At 76.5% G+C, this 2,309-nt stretch carries 3 protein-coding genes; all 3 read left to right on the forward strand.

Features of this window, described 5'->3' with window-relative positions; genetic code table 11:
- On the forward strand, nt 1–716 hold a 716-nt coding region (locus AB0J52_RS36885), incomplete at its 5' end, for a gamma-glutamyl-gamma-aminobutyrate hydrolase family protein (RefSeq protein ID WP_500187547.1).
- Between the two features lie 96 nt (nt 717–812).
- Nucleotides 813–1,847, forward strand: a complete 1,035-nt coding sequence (locus AB0J52_RS36890) for an alpha/beta hydrolase (RefSeq protein ID WP_500187548.1) — start codon at nt 813–815, stop codon at nt 1,845–1,847.
- On the forward strand, nt 1,844–2,309 hold a 466-nt coding region (locus AB0J52_RS36895; protein ID WP_500187549.1), incomplete at its 3' end, for an enoyl-CoA hydratase-related protein. The genes AB0J52_RS36890 and AB0J52_RS36895, both read left to right, overlap by 4 nt.

Here is a 2,309-nt window from a genome sequence, read left to right on the forward strand (position 1 = left end):
TGCTGCCCACGCCCTTCCCGCGGGCGGTCGAGCGGGCGGGCGGCGTGGCCGTCCTGCTGCCGCCGGCCGCCGACCCGCGCGGCGTCCGGGCGCTGGGCCGCGGCCTGGACGGGATCGTCTTCGCGGGCGGCTCGGACGTCGAGCCCGGCCTGTACGGGGCCGCCCGGCACGCCGCGACCGGCCCGGCGCAGCCGTGCCGCGACCGGTTCGAGCTCGCGCTCATGCGCGCCGCGATGGCCGCCGGGCTGCCCTTCCTGGCGGTCTGCCGAGGCATGCAGCTGCTCAATGTGGCGTGCGGCGGCGGCCTCGTCCAGCACCTTCCCGAAACGGTCGGCCACCGGGGCCACGCGCCCGCGACGGGGGTGATCGGACGGCACCGGGTCCGGATCGACCCGGAGAGCCTGACCGGGCGGCTCCTCGGCGACACCGCGGACGTGCCGACCTACCACCACCAGGCGGTCGACCGGCTCGGCGCGGGCCTGACCGCGGTCGCCTGGACGGACGACCAGGTCGTCGAGGCCGTCGAGCTCCGGGAGCACCGCTTCGGGCTCGGCGTCCAGTGGCATCCGGAGGAGGACGAGGACCCGCGGCTGTTCGAGGCGCTGATCGCCGAGGCGTCCGGCGGACGCCGCCGTCCGGCAAGGCGTCCGGCGGGACGGCCGGCGTCCGCCACGATCTCACCGCCGTCCGCCACGGTGCCGCCGCCGCGTCCCTGACCTGCCCGTTCAGGCGCTGAGCACGTTCGGAGCGGTTGGTCCCGGCCGTTCGGGGAAGGCGTTCAGGACGTGCCGTCGATCCGGAAAGGGGCCCGCATGTCGGTCGATCCGTCCCTGGAGAGCCTTTTCCCCGGCGGCGGGGAGGCCGGTGGCCGGGAGCTGTCCATCGAGGAGCTGCGGGAGCTGGCCGAGCTGCCGCTGCCCGAGGACCGCCGACGCCTCCCGCACGTCGAGGACCTGGAGGTCCCCGGCCCCGGCGGCGCGGTCCCCGTGCGGCTGTACCGGCCCCTTCCCCGCTCGCACGGCCCGCTGCCCGCGCTGGTCTACCTGCACGGCGGCGGCTGGGTCGTGGGCGGGATCAACAGCGTGGACATCGCCTGCCGCGAGCTGGCGGCGGAAGTCGGCTGCACCGTCCTGAACGTGGGGTACCGGCTCGCGCCCGAGCATCCGTTCCCCGCCGCGGTGGAGGACGCCTGGGCGGTCGTCGAGGCGCTCGCCACCCACCCGGAGCGGTTCGGAACCCACGCGCGCGCTATCGCCGTCGCCGGGGACAGCGCGGGCGGCAACCTCGCCGCCGTCGTCGCGCTGCTCGCCCGCGACCGGGGGATCCGGCTCGTCCACCAGCTGCTGGTCTACCCGGCGACCGACATGTCCGCCGACACCCCGAGCTGGGACGCCTACGGCGACGGGTACGGCCTGGACGCGGCGACGCTGCGCCGGTTCGCGGCCCTGTACCGGGCCGGGGCCGACCCCGCCGACCCGCGCCTCGCGCCGCTGCGCGCCCCCGACCTGTCCGGCCTCGCCCCGGCGACGGTGATCACCGCCGACCACGACATCCTGCGGGACGAGGGCGAGGCGTACGCCCGGCGGCTGGCGGCGGCGGGCGTCCCGGTCGTGCGGCGCCGGTACGCGGGGACGATCCACTCCTTCTTCCTGCTCCCCGAGATGTTCGAGGAGGGTGTGGAGGCCCAGGCGTTCGCTGTGCGACGATTGCGCGCGGCGTTCGCCGCCGCGCTCCCCGACGCAGCGCCGACCACGACCGCACCGTCGGAGCAAGGGCCCCCGGAGGAGGGCGCGCCGGCGGACGCGGACGGACGGACGAGCCCACGCGGGGAGGACAGCGCGGCATGACGACCAACGCCACCGGGGACGCGCGCTACGACCGGTACGAACGGCTGAAGCTCGACTGGGCCGCGCCGCGCGTGCTGCGCGTGACGCTGAGCGCGCCCGGCCGGCTCAACGCCGTCGACACCACCGGGCACCGCGAACTCGCCGAGATCTGGCGGGACGCCGACGCCGACCCGCAGGTGCGCGCGATCCTGGTGCGCGGCGAGGGCACCGCGTTCTCCGCGGGCGGGGACCTGTCCATGATCGAGGAGATGATGGACGACCACGCCGCGCGCCTGCGCATCATGCGCGAGGCGCGCGACATCGTCATGAACGTCGTGAACTGCGGCAAGCCCGTGGTCAGCGCCGTCCAGGGGCCGGCCGTGGGCGCGGGCCTCGCGGTCGCGCTGCTCGCGGACGTCTCGGTCGTGGGCCGCACCGCCAAGATCATCGACGGGCACACCCGGCTGGGCGTCGCGGCCGGCG

This window comes from Spirillospora sp. NPDC049652 (assembly GCF_040675125.1).
Lineage (GTDB): Bacteria > Actinomycetota > Actinomycetes > Streptosporangiales > Streptosporangiaceae > Spirillospora.

Bases quoted from the DNA above. Each gene is read 5' to 3' on its own strand.
- AB0J52_RS36890 (WP_500187548.1), top strand. From the start codon at position 813: ATGTCGGTCGATCCGTCCCTGGAGAGCCTTTTCCCCGGCGGCGGGGAG.